General features: G+C 62.7%; 18 protein-coding genes. 1 reads left to right on the top strand and 17 read right to left on the bottom strand.

The features are described 5' to 3' along the window. Positions 1 to 5: 5 nt before the first annotated feature. The 15 genes from J4E53_RS24760 to ccoN (J4E53_RS24690) form a co-directional block, all read right to left on the bottom strand. Positions 6 to 689, bottom strand: coding sequence for a sulfite exporter TauE/SafE family protein (locus tag J4E53_RS24760; protein WP_060738435.1), 684 nt, complete (start codon positions 687 to 689; stop codon positions 6 to 8). Next, the gene (ccoS, locus tag J4E53_RS24755) at positions 682 to 900 is read right to left on the bottom strand and encodes a cbb3-type cytochrome oxidase assembly protein CcoS (protein WP_060738434.1); all 219 of its coding nucleotides are present in this window, start codon (positions 898 to 900) and stop codon (positions 682 to 684) included. The genes J4E53_RS24760 and ccoS overlap by 8 nt, the downstream gene beginning before the upstream one ends. A 24-nt stretch (positions 901 to 924) precedes the next feature. Beyond that, positions 925 to 3,375: a heavy metal translocating P-type ATPase gene (locus tag J4E53_RS24750; RefSeq protein WP_103308823.1), complete on the bottom strand. Its 2,451-nt coding sequence runs from the start codon at positions 3,373 to 3,375 to the stop codon at positions 925 to 927. Between the two features lie 178 nt (positions 3,376 to 3,553). Further along, the gene (locus J4E53_RS24745) at positions 3,554 to 4,093 is read right to left on the bottom strand and encodes a FixH family protein (protein ID WP_060738432.1); all 540 of its coding nucleotides are present in this window, start codon (positions 4,091 to 4,093) and stop codon (positions 3,554 to 3,556) included. 11 nt (positions 4,094 to 4,104) lie between these two features. Then, positions 4,105 to 5,520, bottom strand: a complete 1,416-nt coding sequence (gene ccoG / locus J4E53_RS24740; RefSeq protein WP_060738431.1) for a cytochrome c oxidase accessory protein CcoG — start codon at positions 5,518 to 5,520, stop codon at positions 4,105 to 4,107. Between the two features lie 205 nt (positions 5,521 to 5,725). Next, complete coding sequence (locus J4E53_RS24735) at positions 5,726 to 6,148, bottom strand: type II toxin-antitoxin system VapC family toxin (RefSeq protein ID WP_060738430.1); 423 nt, start codon at positions 6,146 to 6,148, stop codon at positions 5,726 to 5,728. Continuing rightward, the gene (locus J4E53_RS24730; RefSeq protein WP_060738429.1) at positions 6,148 to 6,402 is read right to left on the bottom strand and encodes a type II toxin-antitoxin system Phd/YefM family antitoxin; all 255 of its coding nucleotides are present in this window, start codon (positions 6,400 to 6,402) and stop codon (positions 6,148 to 6,150) included. Before J4E53_RS24730 ends, J4E53_RS24735 begins: the two co-directional genes overlap by 1 nt. Positions 6,403 to 6,551: 149 nt before the next feature. After that, the gene (gene ccoP / locus J4E53_RS24725; RefSeq protein WP_060738428.1) at positions 6,552 to 7,535 is read right to left on the bottom strand and encodes a cytochrome-c oxidase, cbb3-type subunit III; all 984 of its coding nucleotides are present in this window, start codon (positions 7,533 to 7,535) and stop codon (positions 6,552 to 6,554) included. After that, positions 7,532 to 7,717 (bottom strand): CcoQ/FixQ family Cbb3-type cytochrome c oxidase assembly chaperone, encoded by a 186-nt coding sequence (locus J4E53_RS24720; RefSeq protein ID WP_003183474.1) that lies wholly within the window; start codon positions 7,715 to 7,717, stop codon positions 7,532 to 7,534. Before J4E53_RS24720 ends, ccoP (J4E53_RS24725) begins: the two co-directional genes overlap by 4 nt. A gap of 5 nt (positions 7,718 to 7,722) precedes the next feature. Next, positions 7,723 to 8,331, bottom strand: coding sequence for a cytochrome-c oxidase, cbb3-type subunit II (gene ccoO, locus J4E53_RS24715; protein ID WP_053120680.1), 609 nt, complete (start codon positions 8,329 to 8,331; stop codon positions 7,723 to 7,725). Next, entirely contained in the window at positions 8,331 to 9,773 is a 1,443-nt protein-coding gene (ccoN, locus tag J4E53_RS24710) for a cytochrome-c oxidase, cbb3-type subunit I (RefSeq protein WP_103308822.1), read from the bottom strand. Before ccoN (J4E53_RS24710) ends, ccoO (J4E53_RS24715) begins: the two co-directional genes overlap by 1 nt. A gap of 482 nt (positions 9,774 to 10,255) precedes the next feature. After that, positions 10,256 to 11,209 carry a cytochrome-c oxidase, cbb3-type subunit III gene (gene ccoP, locus J4E53_RS24705; RefSeq protein WP_103308821.1) on the bottom strand — a complete coding sequence of 318 codons (954 nt, stop codon included), beginning with the start codon at positions 11,207 to 11,209 and terminating at the stop codon, positions 10,256 to 10,258. Continuing rightward, the gene (locus J4E53_RS24700; protein WP_060743060.1) at positions 11,206 to 11,406 is read right to left on the bottom strand and encodes a cbb3-type cytochrome c oxidase subunit 3; all 201 of its coding nucleotides are present in this window, start codon (positions 11,404 to 11,406) and stop codon (positions 11,206 to 11,208) included. Before J4E53_RS24700 ends, ccoP (J4E53_RS24705) begins: the two co-directional genes overlap by 4 nt. Before the next feature lie 5 nt (positions 11,407 to 11,411). Further along, positions 11,412 to 12,020: a cytochrome-c oxidase, cbb3-type subunit II gene (gene ccoO, locus J4E53_RS24695; protein WP_053120686.1), complete on the bottom strand. Its 609-nt coding sequence runs from the start codon at positions 12,018 to 12,020 to the stop codon at positions 11,412 to 11,414. Positions 12,021 to 12,030: 10 nt separating this feature from the next. Further along, positions 12,031 to 13,455 (bottom strand): cytochrome-c oxidase, cbb3-type subunit I, encoded by a 1,425-nt coding sequence (gene ccoN, locus J4E53_RS24690; RefSeq protein WP_103308820.1) that lies wholly within the window; start codon positions 13,453 to 13,455, stop codon positions 12,031 to 12,033. Positions 13,456 to 13,551: 96 nt separating this feature from the next. On the opposite strand from ccoN (J4E53_RS24690), the gene J4E53_RS24685 reads away from it, so the two are divergent. Beyond that, positions 13,552 to 14,244, top strand: a complete 693-nt coding sequence (locus J4E53_RS24685) for an alpha/beta family hydrolase (protein WP_060738425.1) — start codon at positions 13,552 to 13,554, stop codon at positions 14,242 to 14,244. Positions 14,245 to 14,404: 160 nt separating this feature from the next. On the opposite strand, the gene J4E53_RS24680 is transcribed toward J4E53_RS24685, so the two are convergent. Together J4E53_RS24680 and J4E53_RS24675 are read right to left on the bottom strand one after the other, a co-directional pair. After that, positions 14,405 to 15,970 (bottom strand): PAS domain-containing methyl-accepting chemotaxis protein, encoded by a 1,566-nt coding sequence (locus J4E53_RS24680; protein WP_060738424.1) that lies wholly within the window; start codon positions 15,968 to 15,970, stop codon positions 14,405 to 14,407. A 77-nt stretch (positions 15,971 to 16,047) separates the two neighbouring features. Then, positions 16,048 to 16,836, bottom strand: a complete 789-nt coding sequence (locus J4E53_RS24675) for a CPBP family intramembrane glutamic endopeptidase (RefSeq protein WP_060738423.1) — start codon at positions 16,834 to 16,836, stop codon at positions 16,048 to 16,050. Positions 16,837 to 17,061 lie beyond the last annotated feature (225 nt).

The following is a 17,061-nucleotide window of genomic DNA, read 5'->3' as shown; positions in this document are numbered from 1 at the left end:
CTCGGTCAATGGCCCATGAGCCAATGCTGATGCGGCCCCGGCAGTGTCCAGATCCCGAAAACAATCACCAACAGCCCGCCGGCCATGCGCACGCTGCGTTTGCGCAGCAGGGCGGTGATGCGCTCGGCGGCCAGGCCAGTGGCGAGCAGCACCGGCCAGGTACCCAGGCCGAAGGCGAGCATCAGCAGGGCGCTGTCCAGGGCATTGCCCTGGCTGGCGGACCATAGCAGGGTGCTGTAGACCAGCCCGCACGGCAGCCAGCCCCATAGGGCACCGAGCAGCAAGGCCCGGGGCAGGCTCGACACCGGCAGCAAGCGGTTGGCGACGGGTTGGATGTGCCGCCACAAGCCACGCCCCACGCTTTCGATGCGGGTCAGGCCGCTCCACCAACCCGCCAGGTACAGGCCCATGGCAATCAACAGCAAGCCGGCCAGCACCCGCATGATCATCGCTGCTGGACTGTTGGACACGGCCCAACCGGCCAGGCCGATCAGCAGCCCGGCGGTGGCATAGCTCAGGATTCGCCCCAGGTTGTACGCCAGCAGCAACCGAAAGCGGCGGCTGCGCTGGTCCTTGGGAATCGCCAGGGTCAGGGCGCCCATCAGGCCGCCGCACATGCCCAGGCAATGACCGCCGCCCAGCAGGCCAAGGATAACGGCCGAAACCAGCAGTGGCGCCAGGTCAAGCATGGGGTGGGGCCTTGTCGTCCGCCTTGCGGACTTCGCCACTGGCTTCGTCCACCGCCGCCTTGTGGTTCGGGTCCTGATCGTCGAACAGGATGCTATGGGCCGGACCGTCGAGGTCGTCGTACTGTCCGCTGTCCACGGCCCAGAAGAAAATGTACACGGCGATGGCCACGATCAGCAGCGCGGCCGGGATCATCACGTAAAGAGCTGGCATGTCGGAACTCCATGCCCGCGCGGCTCAGGCCGGCAGCGGGCGGGTATCGGGCGTGGCGGTGAAAACCTGCGCCTTGGGCTGACGCGTCAGCCTCAGGGCATTCAACACCACGGTCAACGAACTGATGGACATGCCGACCGCGGCCCACACCGGTGTAATCCAGCCGAGGGCGGCGAACGGCAACATGAGGCCATTGTACAGCCCTGCCCACACCAGGTTCTCGACGATCACCCGGCGAGTGCGTCGAGCCAGGTCGAAGGCGTGGATCAGGGCGTCGAGGCGGTTGGACAGCAGCACGGCGTCGGCGCTGGTCTTGGCCAGGTCGGTGGCCGAGCCCATGGCGACACTGATGTCCGCCGCCGCCAGCACGGGCACGTCGTTCACGCCATCGCCGAGCATCAGCACCTTGCGGCCCTGTTGGTGCAATTGCTGCAACACCGCCAGTTTGTCGTCCGGGCGCAGGCCGCCCCGGGCCTCGTCGATGCCCAGTTCGGCGGCGACGCTGGCAACCATCGGCGAACTGTCGCCCGACAGCAGCAGCGTACGCCAGCCCCGCGCCTTGCAGGCTGCCAGCAGGGCCGGGGCGTCGGCGCGCAAGCGGTCATCGAGGACGAACCAGGCCAGCGGCCCGAGCTCATCGCCCAGCAACAGCCATTGCCCGGCTTCGTCCGGCATCTGCGGTATGGCCGCGCCACTCAGTTCGCAGACAAAACCGGGCTGGCCGATGCGTAGGCGTTGTTCGGCCACGAGGCCTTCCAGTCCCAGCCCCGGGGTGCTTTGCACCTGCTCGGCGGCCATTGGCGCGCGGCCAAAAGCACGGGCGATGGGGTGTTCCGAGCGGTTTTCCAGGGCTGCGGCCAAGCCCAGGCAGTGATCGCTGTCGAGGGCCGCCATTGGTCGAATGGCGCGCAACGCCAGGCGGCCTTCGGTGAGGGTGCCGGTCTTGTCGAAAATGACCGTGTCGATCTGGTTCAGGCCCTCCAGTACATGGCCGCGCGTCAGCAGCAGGCCAAGTTTGTGCAAGGTGCCGGTGGCTGCGGTGAGGGCGGTCGGCGTGGCGAGGGACAATGCACAGGGGCAAGTGGCGACCAGCATCGCCAGGACGATCCAGAAGGCCCGCGAGGCATCCAGTTGCCACCACAACAGGCCGATGGCCGCCGCCGCGACCAGGGAGAACAGCAGGAACCATTGGGCGGCGCGATCGGCGATCTCCGCCAATCGTGGTTTCTCGGCCTGGGCCCGTTCCAGCAGGCGAACGATGGCCGACAACCGGGTATCTTGCCCGAGGGCCAGTACCTCGACGGTCAAGGCGCCTTCGACATTCAGCGTACCTGCGGTGACCGCGTCGCCCTCCTGCCGAGGTTGTGGCAGGTATTCACCGGTCAGCAGGGATTCGTCGATGCTGGACTGCCCCTCGAGGATTCTGCCGTCAGCCGGCAGGACCGCCCCGGGATGCACCAACACTCGGTCGCCGGTGCGCAACTCGCTGAGCAGGATGCGTTCGCTCTGGCCATCGTCCGCCAGGCGCAGGCACGAGGCCGGTAACAGATTGACCAGTTGGGCGGTGGCGGCGGCCGTGCGCTCCCGGGCCCGGCGCTCCAGGTAACGGCCGGCCAGCAGGAAAAGGGCGAACATGCCCACGGCATCGAAGTACAACTCGCCAACGCCAGTGATCGACGTCCAGATCCCGGCAATGTAGGCGCTGCCAATGGCTAGGGACACGGAAACGTCCATGGTCAGGTGGCGGGTGCGCAGGTCGCGCATGGCGCCTTTGAAGAATGGCGCGCAGCTGTAGAACACGATGGGCGTGGTGAGAAACAAGGCGACCCAGCGCAGGATGGTGTGCATCTCCGGGCTCAGGTCGATGTTGAATTCCGGCCAAGTGGCCATCGTCGCCATCATCGCCTGGAACCACAACAGGCCGGCCACGCCCAACTGGCGCAGGGCCAGGCGGTTTTGTGCGGCGAGTTGCTCGCACGCCTGGTCGGCCTGGTACGGGTGGGCGACGTAGCCGATCTGGCGCAACTCGGCGAGCAGCGTGCTCAGCGGCAACTGCGCATCGGCCCAGCGCACATGCAGGCGATGATTGGACAGGTTCAACCGCGCCTCGGCCACGGCCGGCAGGCTGCGCAGCTGTTTTTCGATCAACCAGCCGCAGGCGGCGCAACTGATGCCTTCCATCAACAGGGTGGTTTCGGCCAGTTCGCCCTCATGGCGCACGAACGATTGCTGCACGTCAGGGCGATCGTACAGCGCCAGTTCATCGATCAACTGGACGGGCAGGGTCTCGGGATTGGCCGACGCCTCACTGCGATGCAGGTAATAACTTTCCAGGCCACCGGCGACAATGGCCTCGGCCACCGCCTGGCAGCCCGGGCAGCACAGCTCGCGGGTTTCACCGAGGACAACGGCGGTGAAGCGACTGCCAGGGGGGACGGGCAGGGCGCAGTGGTAGCAGGGCTGTGGAGTGGTCATGGTTGTCGCATGAAGGCCTTTCTGGCTGGGCGTTTGCTGGTTTATGGGCGCTGTTGTGGCGAGGGAGCTTGCTCCCGCTCGGCTGCGTAGCAGTCGTAATCGGGTGAGCCGGTCACACGAAGAACGGGGCCGCTTCGCGCCCCAGCGGGAGCAAGCTCCCTCGCCACAGAGAAGCGATTTATTTCTTCAGGTCTTCAGCGCCTTGCAGCGGTTCATCGCCGAGCAGGATGTCCTGGTCGTGGTTGATCTGTTCTTCTTCGAACAGGCGCCAGGTCTTGTCGTTCTCCACCCCCAGCAATTCGACAAAGCGCCGGCCTTCGATCTTGTCCGTCAACTGGCCGACGTAGCGCCCCGGTTCGCTGTCGTTGCGGGTCAGGACGATCTTGCGGTCCTTCTCCGGTTGGGTCGGTGAGATCAGACTCAGTTCCAGGGTCTGGGGGCGGCTGTCGCCGTTCAGGCGCAGGTTCACTTCGCCGGTCACGTCATCCAGTTGCACGTTGGCATGCAGTTGCAGGGTCTGGGCCAGCAGTTCGCGCTCCAGCGAGCGGTTGATGCCCTTGCCGGCTTCGTAATAGTTGTCGTTGACCAGGTTGTCCGGGTTCTTCACCGCAATGGTCACCATCGTCAGGCTCAGGGTCACCGAACAACTCAGGATCGCGATGATGATCCACGGCCAGAGGTGCTTGTACCAAGGGCTGGTGGCGGTTGCTGCAGGCATGTTCAGTTCTCTCAACGAGTTTGTGGGCCGATGAACCGGCTCTTGGCTTCGACATGTACGCTTTCGTCATCGGCGTCCTTGAGGATGAAGGTCACCTCGTTGGTGCTCGATGGCAGTTGCTCCGGTGCGCTGGACAGTTCAACCGGCTGGCTGTAGATCTCGCCGGCCGCGACCTTGATTTCCCGACGGCCTTGCAGCTTGAGGTCGGGCAGGCCTGAGGCTTCCAGGACGTACGTATGGTCGCGTTGGTCCTTGTTCATGATCTTCAGGCTGTAGACGTTCTCGATCCGGCCCTCGGCGTTTTCGCGATACAGCACGCGGTCCTTGCTGACATCGAAACCCACCAGCGAGCGCATGAAGAACGCCGTCACCAACAGGCTGATCATGGCCAGCAGCACCAGGGCATAGCCGATCAGGCGCGGGCGCAGTTTATGGGTTTTCTGCCCCGAGAGGTTGTGTTCGGTGGTGTAGCTGATCAGGCCGCGGGGATAATCCATCTTGTCCATGATGTTGTCGCAGGCATCGATGCAGGCCGCGCAGCCAATGCACTCGATCTGCAAGCCGTCGCGGATGTCGATGCCGGTCGGGCAGACCTGGACGCACATGGTGCAGTCGATGCAGTCCCCAAGGCCCAGGGCCTTGTAGTCCACACCTTTCTTGCGCGGACCACGGCTTTCGCCACGACGCGGGTCGTAGGACACGATCAAGGTGTCCTTGTCGAACATCACGCTTTGAAAGCGCGCGTAAGGGCACATGTAGATGCACACCTGCTCGCGCAGCCAGCCGGCGTTGCCATAGGTGGCGAGGGTGAAGAAGCCGATCCAGAAATACGACCAGCCATCGGCCTGGCCGGTAAAGAACTCGAACACCAGTTCGCGGATCGGCGTGAAGTAACCGACAAAGGTCACGCCGGTGACGAAGCCGATCAGCAGCCACAGGCTGTGCTTGGCGAACTTGCGCAGGAATTTGTTGGCGCCCATGGGGGCCTTGTCGAGCTTGATGCGCTGGTTGCGATCGCCTTCGGTGACTTTTTCGCACCACATGAAGATCCAGGTCCACACGCTTTGTGGGCAGGTGTAGCCGCACCACACCCGTCCGGCATAGACCGTGATGAAGAACAGGCCAAATGCCGCAATGATCAGCATCCCCGACAGCAGGATGAAATCCTGGGGCCAGAACGTCGCACCGAAAATGAAGAACTTGCGTTCCGGCAGGTTCCACCAGACGGCCTGGTGGCCGCCCCAGTTCAACCAGACCGTACCGAAATACAGTAGGAACAAGAACGCTCCGCCCAGCATCCGCAGGTTGCGGAACAGGCCGGTGAAGGCGCGGGTGTAGATTTTTTCCCGAGAGGCGTACAGGTCGACGCTTTTGTTCGCGTCCTTGGCAGGCGGGGTAACGTCATGTACCGGAATCTGGTTGCTCATCAATTGCATCCCACGGCAGTGGAAAAGTGCCGGGGCCAGTACGTGCCGACCACGGTCAGAAAGGGTATTGCAGTGGCGCAATGATACGCCTGTCGCTCTGGCTCAAGGGTGCGACCTTTGGTCGCGTTGGGTGCCTGCGCAGAATGGTGTAGCGGATGTAACAAGTCATGACCCAGATCAATTGACTATTGTAGGAGCTGCCGTCTCAAGCGGGTGGACTGGATGACCATGGGTTGAGCACCGCCACGCCGCTGCTCTGGAAATCATTCACGTTGCGGGTGACGACGGTCAGTCCGTGGACCAACGCAGTGGCGGCAATCAGTGCATCGCATTCATTGCTGCGATCCGGGACGTGCAGGCGAGCGCAGCGCAGCGCGACGGCGCGGTCGACCGCCAGGATTCTTCCGGCGAATGCGGGCATGACATGGTTGTCCAGCCATGCGCGCAGGTGGCTGCCTTGCACCGGGTCCTTGCGTTCGAAGCGCAACACGCCGGTTTCCAGTTCCAATACGGTAATCGCCGAAAGGTAAAGGCTGGGGGCGGGCACGCCACGGGCCCAGGCCTGTACGTTCTTATCGGCTTGAGGCTTGCGCAGTTCCGAGATGACGTTAGTGTCGAGCAGGTACATCAGGACAGGTCCACCGGTCGAGGAGAGATGACGGCACGTTCGGTATCGAAATCAATATCCGGCGTGTCGGGCATGACCAGCAACTCGACAATGCTGGTGCCGATGCCGGTCAGTTTCTGGTACTCCTCAATGCTTAGCAGCACATGGGCCGGCTTGCCACGGTCGGTGATGATGACCGGCCCCTGGCGGGTGGCTTTTTTGGCACCACTTGTGTCGTGGTTGAATTCGCGGCTGGAAATAGTGGTGATGGACATGGCGGCGTCCTCAATAAAGCTGAATGTAGGCACGTTACTACTGCTACTGATTGCGGGCAAGATAAAACAATTTCGTCCTGTCGCACCGGCAAACAAAAAGGCCCCGTCAACGTTGGTTGACGGGGCCTTTGGTACATCAGGCGTTGGCTTTACTGGGCGTCAGCCGCAGGTGCTTTCTCGCCGTGAGACAGGCTGTAGACATAGGCGGCCAGCAAGTGGACCTTGTCGTTGCCTTGCAGGTCGGCCTGGGCCGGCATCTGGCCCTGGCGACCGTAGCGGATGGTCTGCTGCAGTTGAGCGAAGCTCGAACCGTAGATGAAACCGGCCGGATGCGTCAGGTCAGGTGCGCCCATGGCGGGCGTGCCCTTGCCGGCAGGACCGTGGCAGGCCACGCAGTTGGCCGCGAACAGTTTCTGGCCGTTGGCCGGGTCGGCCTTGGCGCCTTCCGGCAGCTTGCGACCGTGCAGGCTGGTCACCAGGTAGGAAGCCACGTCGGCCACGCCTTGTTCGCCGACCACGGCAGCCCAGCCCGGCATCACGGCGTGACGTCCGCCCATGATGGTGGTCTTGATGGTTTCCGGCTCGCCGCCCCAGCGCCAGTCGGCGTCGGTCAGGTTGGGGAAGCCATAGGCACCCTTGGCGTCGGAACCGTGGCAGACCGAGCAGTTGGAGGCGAACAGGCGGCCACCCATCTTCAGGGCCTGCGGGTCCTTGGCGACCTCTTCGATAGGCATGGAAGCGAACTTGGCGAAGATCGGACCGAACTTGGCGTCCGAGCGAGCCATTTCCTTTTCCCACTCGTGAACGCCTGTCCAGCCGGTCTGGCCGTTGGCGAAGGCGGTCTGCTTTTCGTTGTCCAGGTAGTTATAGCCTGGCAGCAGGCCTTTCCAGTTGCCCAGGCCAGGGTAGAGCACCAGGTAACCGAGGGCGAACACGATGGTGCCCACGAACAACATGAACCACCATTTCGGCAGCGGGTTGTCGTACTCCTCGATCCCGTCGAAGGAGTGGCCAACCGTCTCTTCGGTGGCTTCGCTGCGCTGGCCCTTGCGGGTCGACAGCAGCAGCCAGGTCAGGGCGAAGATCGTACCCAGACTGAGGACTGTGACGTACAGACTCCAGAACGTAGTCATTCTTTGTTACTCCTAGAAGCTTGCTCGACGTGCTTGATGGCCTCGGGATCATCCGCGAACGGCAGCAAGGTCGCGTCGTCAAACTCCGACTTGCGCTTGGGGCTGAACACCCACAAGGCCAGGCCGATAAAGGCCACCATCACGACGACGGTGCCCAGGCCACGAATCATCCCGATATCCATCCAGATCACCGTTTGCTTTTGATGATGGTGCCCAGGCCTTGCAGATAGGCCACCAGCGCGTCCATTTCAGTCTTGCCCTTGACGGCATCCTTGGCACCGGCGATGTCTTCGTCGGTGTAAGGCACGCCCAAGGCGCGCAGGACTTCCATTTTCTTGGCGGTGTCTTTGCCGTCGAGCTTGTTTTCTACGAGGAACGGGTAGGCCGGCATTTTCGACTCAGGCACAACGTTGCGCGGGTTGTACAAGTGCGCACGCTGCCAGTCGTCGGAGTAGCGGCCGCCAACGCGGGCCAGGTCCGGGCCGGTCCGCTTGGAACCCCACAGGAACGGGTGGTCCCAGACGCTTTCACCGGCAACCGAATAGTGGCCGTAGCGTTCGGTCTCGGCACGGAACGGACGGATCATCTGCGAGTGGCAGCCGACACAGCCGTTGGCGATGTAGATGTCGCGGCCTTCCAGTTCAAGGGCGGTACGCGGCTTCATGCCTTCGACCGGCTTGTTGGTCACGTCCTGGAAGAACAGCGGAACGATCTGGGTCAGGCCGCCGATGCTCACGGCGATGACCATGAAGAAGGCCAGCAGGCCGATATTCTTCTCTACTGCTTCGTGCTTCATCAGTGAGCTCCAACTACGGCGATCTTGGCGGCGGCTTCAGCTTCAGCCGGGTCAGAGGCACGAACGGTGCGGTACACGTTGTAGGCCATCAACAGCATGCCGCCGGCGAAGAACGCGCCGCCCAGGGCACGTACGATGAAACCAGGATGGCTGGCTTGCAGCGCTTCGACGAACGAGTAGGTCAGGGTGCCGTCGTCGTTGATCGCACGCCACATCAGGCCTTGGGTAATGCCGTTGACCCACATCGAGGCGATGTAGAGCACGGTGCCGATGGTCGCGAGCCAGAAGTGCGCGTTGATCAGGCCGGTACTGTGCATCTGCGCACGACCGAACAGTTTCGGGATCATGTGGTAGATGGCGCCGATGGAGATCATCGCCACCCAGCCGAGCGCACCGGCGTGTACGTGGCCGATGGTCCAGTCGGTGTAGTGGCTCAGGGAGTTGACGGTCTTGATGGCCATCATCGGGCCTTCGAAGGTCGACATGCCGTAGAACGCCAGGGACACGACCAGAAAGCGCAGGATCGGGTCGGTGCGCAGCTTATGCCAGGCACCCGAGAGGGTCATCATGCCGTTGATCATGCCGCCCCAGCTTGGCGCCAGCAGGATGATCGACATCGCCATGCCCAGGGACTGCGCCCAATCCGGCAGTGCGGTGTAGTGCAGGTGGTGCGGACCGGCCCAGATGTACAGGGTGATCAGCGCCCAGAAGTGGACGATGGACAGGCGATAGGAATAGATCGGACGCTCGGCCTGTTTCGGCACGAAGTAGTACATCATCCCCAAAAAGCCGGTGGTCAGGAAGAAACCCACGGCGTTGTGGCCGTACCACCACTGGATCATCGCGTCGGTCGCGCCCGAGTAGGCCGAGTACGACTTGAAGAAGCTGACCGGCAGGGAGGCGTGGTTGACGATGTGCAGCATGGCGGTCACGACGATGAAGGCACCGTAGAACCAGTTACCGACGTAGATGTGCTTGGTCTTGCGCTTGACGATGGTGCCAAAGAACACCAAACCGTAGGTCACCCAGACGATGGCCAGCAGAATAGCCAGGGGCCATTCCAGCTCCGCGTATTCCTTGGTGGTGGTGAAACCCATTGGCAAGGTCACGATCGCACCGACAATGACCGCTTGCCAGCCCCAGAAGGTGAAGGCGGCGAGGCTGTCGGAGATCAGTCGCGTTTGGCAGGTTCGCTGCACGACGTAGTAAGAAGTGGCAAACAACGCACAACCACCGAAGGCGAAGATCACCAGGTTGGTGTGCAGCGGGCGCAGGCGTCCAAATGTCGTCCATGGCAGATCGAAGTTCAACTCCGGCCAGACCAGTTGCGAGGCGATGAAGACACCGAGCCCCATGCCAAGGATCCCCCAGACCACCGTCATGATGGCGAACTGGCGGACTACCTTATAGTTATAAGCAGTCGGACTGATTGCTGTGCTCATTCTAAGGTTCCACGGTTTGGGTGTTTTATTAGGATAAAAATCGGTCGCAAGTATGGAGAAAGCGGGGGGTCATTGCAACGCGCCATGACCTGGGTCAATGCTTTCCAAAGCTGATTCTGCGGCCTTTCCATGTGCTGAGTAGGGACAAAATTGGCCCTCGGCAAAATGTCGCAACGAAGGAAAGAGGCGAGGGGGTCAGGTCGGTTGTAACGGGGTGTGTTCGAACACGGCGTTCGGGTGATGCCAGGCAACTGTCGCAACAGCCGGTATTCACCTGCCTTTGCGGCCTTTTTATCGAACGATTGTCGAACGCATCGGGTCGGGTCGACCTGAAACCGGCAGTCGCCAGCGCACGCAGAGGCAAGCTTAGACCTGATTCCGGGGAACCGAAAGGAAGACGATGGGAGGGGTGCGACAATGCGTCGCGCAGGGGCACGAAGCAGCCGCATCCAGATGAATGCGGCTGTTTGTGTGGTCAGGATTTATTCGCTTTTGTGTTCCGCTTGCAGGCGCTCGGTGCGGGCACCCTGGGACAGGCTGTAGACGTAAGCGGCGAGCAGTTGCACTTTGTCATTGCCCAGCAACTCATTCTGCGCCGGCATGTGGCCCTGGCGACCATGGCGAATGGTCTGCTGCAACTGGGCCAGGCTGGTGCCGTAGATGAAACCGGCCGGTTGCGTCAGGTTCGGCGCGCCCATGGCTTCGGTCCCTTGGCCGTTGGCGCCATGACAGGCCACGCAGGTGGTGTTGAAGGCCTGCTGGCCGGCTTGCAGATCGGCACCGCTGTCTGCCGGCAGCGGCAGGCCGGCCAGGTCGTGGCGTACATACGCGGCCACGTTCTTGACCCCCGCGTCCCCCAGCACTTCGCCCCAGGCCGGCATCGCCGCCATGCGGCCGCCCATGATGGTCGCCTTGATGGTGTCGGCAGCACCGCCCCAACGCCAGTTGCTGTCGGCCAGGTTTGGGAAGCCAAAGGCACCCTTGGCGTCCGAGCCATGGCAGACCGAGCAGTTGGAGGCGAACAGGCGACCGCCCATTTTCAGTGCCTGCGGGTCCTTGGCGACTTCTTCCACCGGCATGGCGGCGAATTTGGCGAAGATCGGTCCGAATTTGGCATCGGCCTTGGCCATTTCCTTTTCCCATTCATGGGCGCCGGTCCAGCCGTTCTCGTAGCCGGGCAGGATGCCTTTCCAGTTGCCCAGGCCCGGATACAGGACCAGGTAGCCGACGGAAAACACGAGGGTGCCGGCGAACAACAGGAACCACCACTGTGGTAGCGGGTTGTCGTACTCCTCGATGCCGTCGAAGCTGTGGCCCATGGTCTGGTCGACGCTGCCCTTGGTCTCGCCCTTGCGGGTGCCGATCAGCAGCCAGGTCAGGCCGATCAGGCTGCCGATGGTCAGTACGCAGATCCACGTACTCCAGAAGGTGGTCATGGCCGGGTACTCCTTGTCGCAGGGTCTTGGGGGGTGATGTCGGCGGGCGGTTCGTCGGCGAACGGCAGCAGGCGCGCCTGGGCGAATTCCGGGCCGCGCTTGCTGCTGAATACCCACAGGGTCAGGCCGATGAAGGCGATGAACACCACGACGGTGCCCAGGCCACGGATCATTCCAGTGCTCATTTCAAAGAACATCAGGCTCACCTCTTGCTCTTGATGGCAGTGCCGAGCACTTGCAGGTAGGCCACCAGCGCGTCCATTTCGGTCTTGCCCTTGAGCGAGGCCACGCTGCCGGCGATGTCGTCGTCGGTGTACGGCACGCCGAGGGTGCGCATGGCGCGCAGCTTGCCTTCGGTGTGGCTGCTGTCCACCGCCTGGGCTACCAGCCATGGGTAGGCCGGCATTTTCGACTCGGGCACGACGTTGCGCGGGTTGTACAAGTGGGCGCGGTGCCAGTCATCGGAGTAGCGCGCGCCGACCCGTGCCAGGTCCGGCCCGGTACGCTTGGAGCCCCACAGGAATGGGTGGTCCCAGACGCTTTCGCCGGCGACGGAGTAGTGGCCGTAGCGCTCGGTCTCGGCGCGGAACGGACGGATCATCTGCGAGTGGCAGCCGACGCAGCCTTCACGGATGTAGATGTCGCGGCCTTCCAGTTGCAGGGCGGTGTAGGGCTTCATGCCGTCCACCGGCTTGTTGGTCACGTCCTGGAAGAACAGCGGCACGATCTGGGTCAGGCCACCAATGCTCACGGCCAGGACCATCAGCAGCATCAGCAGGCCGACGTTTTTTTCGATTGTTTCGTGTTTCATGGTGGACTCCTCAGGCCATCTGCGCGGCAGCGGCGGCTTCGGCAGGCTGGTAGGCCCGCACGGTGCGCCAGGTGTTGTAGGCCATCAGCAGCATGCCGAGAAGGAAGATCGATCCGCCCGCCAGCCGCACGATGAAGCCTGGGTGGCTGGCCACCAGGGTTTCGACGAAGGAGTAGGTGAGCGTGCCGTCCTCGTTCACCGCGCGCCACATCAGGCCCTGGGCGATGCCGTTGACCCACATCGAGGCGATGTACAGCACCGTGCCGATGGTCGCGAGCCAGAAGTGCGCGTTGATCAGGCCGATGCTGTGCATCTGTGGCCGACCGAAGACTTTCGGGATCATGTGGTACAGCGCACCGATGGAAATCATCGCCACCCAGCCGAGCGCACCGGCGTGTACGTGGCCGATGGTCCAGTCGGTGTAGTGGGAGAGGGCGTTGACGGTCTTGATCGCCATCATCGGACCTTCGAAGGTCGACATGCCGTAGAACGCCAGGGACACCACCAAAAAGCGCAGGATCGGGTCGCTGCGCAACTTATGCCAGGCCCCCGAGAGGGTCATCATGCCGTTGATCATGCCGCCCCAGCTGGGTGCCAGCAGGATCAGCGACATCACCATGCCCAGTGACTGCGCCCAGTCCGGCAGCGCGGTGTAGTGCAGGTGGTGCGGGCCGGCCCAGATGTACAGGGTGATCAACGCCCAGAAGTGGACGATGGACAGGCGATAGGAATACACCGGGCGCTCGGCCTGCTTGGGCACGAAGTAGTACATCATCCCCAGGAAGCCAGCAGTGAGGAAAAAGCCTACGGCGTTGTGGCCGTACCACCACTGCACCATCGCATCCGTGGCCCCGGCATACACCGAGTAGGATTTGGTGAAACTCACCGGCAGTTCCAGGTTGTTGACGATGTGCAGGATCGCCACGGTCAGGATGAACCCGCCGAAGAACCAGTTGCCGACGTAGATGTGCTTGGTGTTGCGCTTGGCCACGGTGCCGAAGAACACGATGGCGTAGGCGACCCAGACGATGGTGATCAGGATGTCGATCGGCCATTCCAGCTCGGCGTATTCCTTGGAACTGGTGTAGCCCAGGGGCAGGCTGATGGCCGCCAGCAGGATCACCAATTGCCAGCCCCAGAAGCAGAACGCGGCGATTTTCGGCGCGAACAGCTGTGTCTGGCAGGTGCGTTGCACCGAATAGAACGAGCTGGCGAACAGGGCACAGCCCCCAAAAGCGAAGATCACCGCGTTGGTGTGCAGCGGGCGCAGGCGGCCGAAGCTGGTCCAGGGCAAATCGAAGTTGAGCTGCGGCCAGACCAATTGGGCGGCGAGAAAAACCCCGAGCCCCATGCCGACGATGCCCCACACCACCGTCATAATGGCGAATTGGCGGACCACCTTGTAGTTGTAGGCGGTACTGATAGAAGTGTTCATGGTTCCCCATCCACGGTTCAGCCGAAGTGAGCGCCTGCGCAAGGCAGTGCGGCGTTCTTCGCCTGGAGTTATAGGCAGACTAAAAGCGAGGCAAGCATGGACAAACAGCACAAGGCCAGTATTGACGGGGATCAATGGGCGCGGTGCGTGGAGCAACACGGTTGGCGGTGGACGGCCGCGCAACCGGGCGCGGGCGCGGAGCCGCCAACCCTGATCCTGGCCCACGGTGCCGGTGCACCGATGGACAGCGGCTTCATGGAGGAAATGGCCGCGCGCCTTGCCGTACGGGGCGTCAACGTGTTGCGCTTCGAGTTCCCCTACATGGCCCAGCGGCGCCAGGATGGGGGCAAGCGTCCCCCCAACCCGGCACCCAAGTTGCTGGAATGCTGGCGTGAGGTGTATGCCACGGTGCGGCCTTATGTCGCTGGGCGGCTGGCCATTGGCGGCAAGTCCATGGGGGGGCGCATGGCGAGCCTGCTGGCCGATGAGTTGGGCGTCGATGCGCTGGTGTGCCTGGGCTATCCCTTCTATGCGGTGGGCAAGCCGGAGAAACCGCGGGTCGAGCACTTGGCAGGGTTAAAGACCCGGACCTTGATCGTCCAGGGCGAGCGCGATGCCTTGGGTAACCGGGAGGCGGTGCAGGGATATGAATTGTCACCGAGCATCGAGGTGATGTGGCTGGTGGCGGGGGATCATGACCTCAAGCCGCTGAAGGCGTCGGGGTTCAGTCATGAGCAGCATCTGGAGGCGGCTGCGGGCAAGGTGGCGGCGTTTCTTTTTCAGGATTGATAGTGCCTGTCCGGCCTCTTCGCGAGCAAGCCCGCTCCCACACTGGATGTGTGGCGTTCACAACCCCCTTGTGGGGGCGAGCTTGCTCGCGATGGCGGCTGCCCAGGCAACAAAAAACCCGGAAGCGTTCGCTGTCCGGGTTTTTTGTTGCCAATTGAAGTCAGCGGTTGAACCGCTCCACCAACGAATACTGCGAATTCGCCGTGTGGGTCAGCTCTTCGCTCAGCAGCGCCGAGCTGTGGGCCTGGCCGGAGGTCTGGTCGGCCAGGTCCGAGATGTTGCTGATGTTACGGCTGATCTCCTCGGCCACCGAGCTTTGCTCCTCGGTGGCGGCGGCGATCTGGGTGGTCATGTCGGTGATGTGGGCCACCGCTTCGCTGATGCCCACCAATGCCTGGTCCGCTTCCATGACCCGCGCCACGCCTTCTTCGGCCTGGCGGTGGCCGGCCTCCATGGTTTGCACGGCATTGGTGGCGGTTTGCTGGAGCTTGGCGATCAGGGCATGGATCTGCCCGGTGGATTCGCTGGTGCGTTGCGCCAGTTGGCGTACTTCGTCGGCCACCACGGCAAAGCCGCGGCCCATCTCACCGGCACGGGCCGCTTCGATGGCGGCGTTGAGGGCCAGCAGGTTGGTCTGGTCGGCGATGCCTTTGATCACGTCGACCACGCCACCGATCTCGTCGCTGTCCTTGGCCAGCTGAGTCACGGTGTTACCGGTCTCGCCGACCACCACCGACAGCCGCTCGATGGCTTCGCGGGTTTCCCCGGCGATGTCGCGGCCGCGGCTGGTCAGGCGATTGGCTTCCTGGGTGGCATCGGCGGTGCGCTGCACGTGACTGGCGACTTCCTGGGTCGTTGCCGCCATCTGGTTGACGGCTGTGGCGACCTGTTCGGTTTCCACCCGCTGGCGCTCAAGGCCGCTGGAGCTGTCATGGGCCAAGGTGTTGGACTGGCGAGCCTGGTCGTTAAGGTGCTCAGCGGTGTCCTGCAGGCGCGTCAGGCAGGTTTTCAGTCGTGCTTCCTGGCTGAGGATCGACATCTCCAGGCGCGCCTGGGCGCCACGGCTGTCGGTGTACATCCGGGCGATCAACGGGTCGGAAGTGGTTTGCTCAGCCAGGCGCAGCAGGCGCTTGATCCCGCGTTGCTGCCATTGCAGGCCGATCAACCCCAGCGGCACCGAGAGCACGGCGGCCAGGGCAAAACCCCAGTGGGAGTTCAAGAAGGCGCCCACGACGAAGCTCAACTGGCTGACCAGGATGAACGGCAGCCAGTCCTGCAGCATCGGCAGCCATTTGTCGCTGCCGGGCACTGCGGACTTGCCCTGGTTGATGCGCTGGTAAAGTGCTTCGGCCCGGCCGATCTGCTCGGCGGTGGGCTTGACCCGTACCGACTCGTAGCCGACCACCTGGTTACCTTCGAAGATGGGCGTGACGTAGGCGTTGACCCAGTAGTGGTCGCCGTTCTTGCTGCGGTTCTTGACGATGCCCATCCATGGCAAGCCTTGTTTCAGCGTGCCCCACATATGGGCGAACACGGCTGACGGAACATCGGGGTGACGGACGAGGTTGTGCGGCGAACGGATCAGTTCTTCCTTGGAAAACCCACTGATTTCAACGAACGCGTCGTTGCAGTAGGTAATGACACCCTTGGCGTCGGTGGTCGAAATCAATCGTTGCTGGGCCGGGAAGGTCCTTTCGCGTTGTGTGACGGGTTGGTTGTTACGCATGGTGTGTAGATCCGCAAGGCTTTGAAAGGTTGTCGGCGCCGTCAGGTTTTAGTTGAAGTTATTTTTGCCTGTCGCTATCACGCCAGCATCGGGTAGGTAAATAGGGCGAAGTGAAGCAGGTTGAGCAGAAAATGCGTGACAATCGCCGCGCCCAGGCCGCCAAAACGATACGCCAGGCCGTAACCGAGCCCCGCCAGGCCCGACAGCAGCACCCATTGCCAACCCGCGCCCGCATGCACAAGGCCGAACAGCAGCGAAGCCAGGAGCAACGCCAGGTTGTCGCCTTGGGCCATATGTTTGAAGCGCCGACTCAGGCCCCCCTGAATGTAGCCGCGAAACAGCGCTTCCTCCACGAGCGTGACCAATAAAAGATTATTAAGTACCCACATCCAGGCATGGTCCGGCCATTTCGGCGCCCAGTGGATCATCCCCAGCAGCATCGCGCCACCAATGGCCAGCACCGCGCTCAGCGCCAGGCCCAGCGCCGTGGCCTGGACCGACAGGCGCAACGAGCGCCGGCCGACGATCCAGGGGCAGGCCAGCAACAGCCAGAAGCCGATCAGCGGCTTGTCCTGGTTCAGGTACATGGCGAAGCGTGCCGCATCATCGGTGAGGCGTTGCGCCGGGATGGCCCGGCCGTTGAAGAAACCTGGCATCCAGTGCATCGCCAGGGCCAGGGCCATCACCAGAAACAGGACGTGCCCGAGAAACCGGCCCACCGGCATTTCCCGCTGGCGCACCGCGTAACCGGCAAATAGCAGCAGCGCGACGGAAATACCGGCCGTCCAGGCCAGTTGGCCGTAAGCCAGGGCCAGGCCATAGCCAATGGAAAGAAGGGCCAGGTAAGGCCAGGGCAGAGCGGGCATACAACATCCTTTTAGGCTGTGAAGCTTTGGGCGAACGTAGCCGCCGCGTCTACGACGCCGCCATGTCGCGTAAAGAGCACATTTGTGTCCATTCAGATTCATGCGCAGGAGGGGCAAGCAGTTGGCTGACGCGGTTGCGTGAGTGCCGGAGGGATTATAGGCGGGCTCATACAAAAACAGCGTCTGTTAAGTAACCGTGGGAGCGAGCTTGCTCGCGATCGGGGC

Origin of the sequence: Pseudomonas sp. FW305-28 (genome assembly GCF_017351395.1) — a bacterium.
In the GTDB taxonomy this organism is placed as follows: domain Bacteria; phylum Pseudomonadota; class Gammaproteobacteria; order Pseudomonadales; family Pseudomonadaceae; genus Aquipseudomonas; species Aquipseudomonas fluorescens_AA.
This window is presented reverse-complemented; position numbering and strand designations above follow the sequence as displayed.

Coding starts and splice junctions, on each gene's coding strand:
- J4E53_RS24685 (WP_060738425.1), top strand. CDS start 13,552: ATGGACAAACAGCACAAGGCCAGTATTGACGGGGATCAATGGGCGCGG.
- J4E53_RS24745 (WP_060738432.1), bottom strand. CDS start 4,093: ATGCCTGCAGCAACCGCCACCAGCCCTTGGTACAAGCACCTCTGGCCG.
- ccoS (WP_060738434.1), bottom strand. CDS start 900: ATGCCAGCTCTTTACGTGATGATCCCGGCCGCGCTGCTGATCGTGGCC.
- J4E53_RS24735 (WP_060738430.1), bottom strand. CDS start 6,148: ATGTACCTGCTCGACACTAACGTCATCTCGGAACTGCGCAAGCCTCAA.
- ccoO (WP_053120686.1), bottom strand. CDS start 12,020: ATGAAACACGAAACAATCGAAAAAAACGTCGGCCTGCTGATGCTGCTG.
- J4E53_RS24675 (WP_060738423.1), bottom strand. CDS start 16,836: ATGCCCGCTCTGCCCTGGCCTTACCTGGCCCTTCTTTCCATTGGCTAT.
- J4E53_RS24750 (WP_103308823.1), bottom strand. CDS start 3,375: ATGACCACTCCACAGCCCTGCTACCACTGCGCCCTGCCCGTCCCCCCT.
- ccoG (WP_060738431.1), bottom strand. CDS start 5,520: ATGAGCAACCAGATTCCGGTACATGACGTTACCCCGCCTGCCAAGGAC.
- ccoP (WP_060738428.1), bottom strand. CDS start 7,535: ATGACTACGTTCTGGAGTCTGTACGTCACAGTCCTCAGTCTGGGTACG.
- J4E53_RS24680 (WP_060738424.1), bottom strand. CDS start 15,970: ATGCGTAACAACCAACCCGTCACACAACGCGAAAGGACCTTCCCGGCC.
- J4E53_RS24700 (WP_060743060.1), bottom strand. CDS start 11,406: ATGTTCTTTGAAATGAGCACTGGAATGATCCGTGGCCTGGGCACCGTC.
- J4E53_RS24720 (WP_003183474.1), bottom strand. CDS start 7,717: ATGGATATCGGGATGATTCGTGGCCTGGGCACCGTCGTCGTGATGGTG.
- ccoN (WP_103308820.1), bottom strand. CDS start 13,455: ATGAACACTTCTATCAGTACCGCCTACAACTACAAGGTGGTCCGCCAA.
- ccoO (WP_053120680.1), bottom strand. CDS start 8,331: ATGAAGCACGAAGCAGTAGAGAAGAATATCGGCCTGCTGGCCTTCTTC.
- J4E53_RS24760 (WP_060738435.1), bottom strand. CDS start 689: ATGCTTGACCTGGCGCCACTGCTGGTTTCGGCCGTTATCCTTGGCCTG.
- ccoP (WP_103308821.1), bottom strand. CDS start 11,209: ATGACCACCTTCTGGAGTACGTGGATCTGCGTACTGACCATCGGCAGC.
- J4E53_RS24730 (WP_060738429.1), bottom strand. CDS start 6,402: ATGTCCATCACCACTATTTCCAGCCGCGAATTCAACCACGACACAAGT.
- ccoN (WP_103308822.1), bottom strand. CDS start 9,773: ATGAGCACAGCAATCAGTCCGACTGCTTATAACTATAAGGTAGTCCGC.